This window comes from Stenotrophomonas sp. 2YAF22, from assembly GCF_052114665.1.
Lineage (GTDB): Bacteria > Pseudomonadota > Gammaproteobacteria > Xanthomonadales > Xanthomonadaceae > Stenotrophomonas > Stenotrophomonas indicatrix.
On sequence record NZ_JBFRFE010000738.1, the window covers coordinates 1 to 1,861 of the forward strand.

Consider the following 1,861-nt stretch of genomic DNA (forward strand, 5'->3'; position numbering starts at 1 on the left):
CCACCAGGGTCAGCGCCAGGTCCGGGAACTGCTTGAGGAAGCCCGGATGGCGCCGCAACCAGGCCGCGACTTCATGGGCACCGAGCTTGTCGACGGTCTCAGTCATGCAATCCACTCCCCTTCGAAGACGAATGCGGTGGGGCCCGCCATCACCACCGGCTGGCCATCGCCCGGCCACTGGATGCGCAGGTCGCCACCAGGCAGGCTGATGCGAGCATCGCGCTGCAGTCGGCCGCGCTGCATCAGGGTCACGGCGGCAGCGCAGGCGCCACTGCCGCAGGCCAGGGTTTCACCCACGCCGCGCTCGAACACGCGCAGGCGCGCATGTTCCGGGCCCATCACCTGGGCAAAGCCCACGTTCACTGACTTCGGGAACGAGGCATGCTGCTGCAGCAGTCCACCCACGCGCTCAACCGGTGCAGCGTCGACCAGGCCGACTTCGATCACCGCGTGCGGATTGCCCATCGACACCGCCGCGAAGCGCACGGTCTCACCCTGCAGTGGCAGCAGGTATTCCTCGCGCGGGTGGGCGAAGCCGATCAGCGGCACCTGCGCCGGATCGAACAGCGGCACGCCCATCGCCACCGCGTACTGGCCATCGCCGAGGACATCCACGGCGTGGCTGGCCAGCGGGCTGTCGATCACGAAGCGATCGCCCTGCGCACTACCCTCGCGCACCAGCCAGGCAGCGATGCAGCGCGCGCCGTTGCCACACTGCTCTGAATTGGAACCATCGGCGTTCCAGATGCGGTACGAGGCAACGGAGCCTTCGGCGCGCGGTGGCTCGACGGTCAGGATCTGGTCGCAGCCGACGCCGGTATGGCGATCGGCCAGGCGCGCGGCCAGTTCCGGGGTGGGCGGCGGGGTGCCGTCGCGCAGGTCGATCACTACGAAATCGTTGCCCGCGCCGTGCATCTTGCTGAAGCGCAGGCCGTTGGAAACCGCCTTACTCATTCCCGTCGTCCAGCTTCTTGACAGGGTCCGGGGTCACCGACGGACTACCGTCGCGGGGATCCTGGGTGGCAGCGGGCGTGGTGTCGGCATCGGTGGCCGGTTCGACGGTTTCTTCCACCGGCACCGGCTTCTGCGGCAGCACCAGCGGGCCCTTGTTGCCGCATGCGGCGAGGAACAGCAGCGAGGCCGCTGCCAGCGGAATCAGGATGACATTGCGATGGGGGATGTTCATGCCCCGAGTATAGCCATTGGCGGCTGAGCGGTTGGTGCAGGATGCGGGGCCACGCATCCGCCAGGCATGACCCGGCGCTACCGCAACCCGGCACCCTTGGCAGCGCTGGGCCGTGCCCGGCGGGAGAGATCAATCTGCCGGCGGCAGCGGCCGGGTCCACAGCCAGATCGCGACCACGGTCATGCTGCCGATGGAGAACCACTTCACCCAGGCCACCGGCACGCACCACAGCATGATGCCGGCGCACACTGCCATGGTGATCGTGGCCATCCATTTGCCGTAGCGGCTGACCGCACCATGTGCCTGCCAGTTGGCAATGGCCGGGCCGAAGCGCGGGTGCTGCAGCAGCCAGCCGTGCAGCCGCTCGGAGCCGCGCGAGGCGGCCCAGGCCGAGATCAGGATGAATACGGTGGTGGGCAGCCCCGGCACGAAAATGCCGACGATGCCGGTGCCCAGGCTGGCATAGGCCAGCAGCCACCACGCCCAACGGAACCGCACCGGCCGGGTGGGCGCTGGCAGGTCCTTGGTGGCGGGCGGTTCGGGCAGGCTCATCGCGCAAGGATACCGAGCGCAGGTGGCGGCGGCGATATCACCGCCGCCACGTTGCGTCATTCCGTCGCAGCGCCGGCAGCGGGCGCTTCGATGCCCAGCTGCTGCAGCACGAACGCATACGAC

Annotated in this window: 3 protein-coding genes and 1 pseudogene; all 4 read right to left on the reverse strand. The window is 68.7% G+C overall.

Annotation, left to right across the window (positions count from 1 at the left end; translation table 11 throughout):
* Positions 1 to 106 (reverse strand): annotated as a pseudogene (locus tag AB4Y84_RS20590) (DUF484 family protein); the annotation flags it as partial.
* Entirely contained in the window at positions 103 to 954 is an 852-nt protein-coding gene (dapF, locus tag AB4Y84_RS20595) for a diaminopimelate epimerase (protein ID WP_223496618.1), read from the reverse strand. The gene dapF and the pseudogene AB4Y84_RS20590, both read right to left, overlap by 4 nt.
* Positions 947 to 1,186, reverse strand: a complete 240-nt coding sequence (gene lptM, locus AB4Y84_RS20600; protein ID WP_442244998.1) for an LPS translocon maturation chaperone LptM — start codon at positions 1,184 to 1,186, stop codon at positions 947 to 949. The genes dapF and lptM overlap by 8 nt, the downstream gene beginning before the upstream one ends.
* 129 nt (positions 1,187 to 1,315) lie before the next feature.
* On the reverse strand, positions 1,316 to 1,738 hold the full coding sequence (locus AB4Y84_RS20605) for a YbaN family protein (protein WP_165378132.1): 423 nt from the start codon (positions 1,736 to 1,738) through the stop codon (positions 1,316 to 1,318).
* Positions 1,739 to 1,861 lie beyond the last annotated feature (123 nt).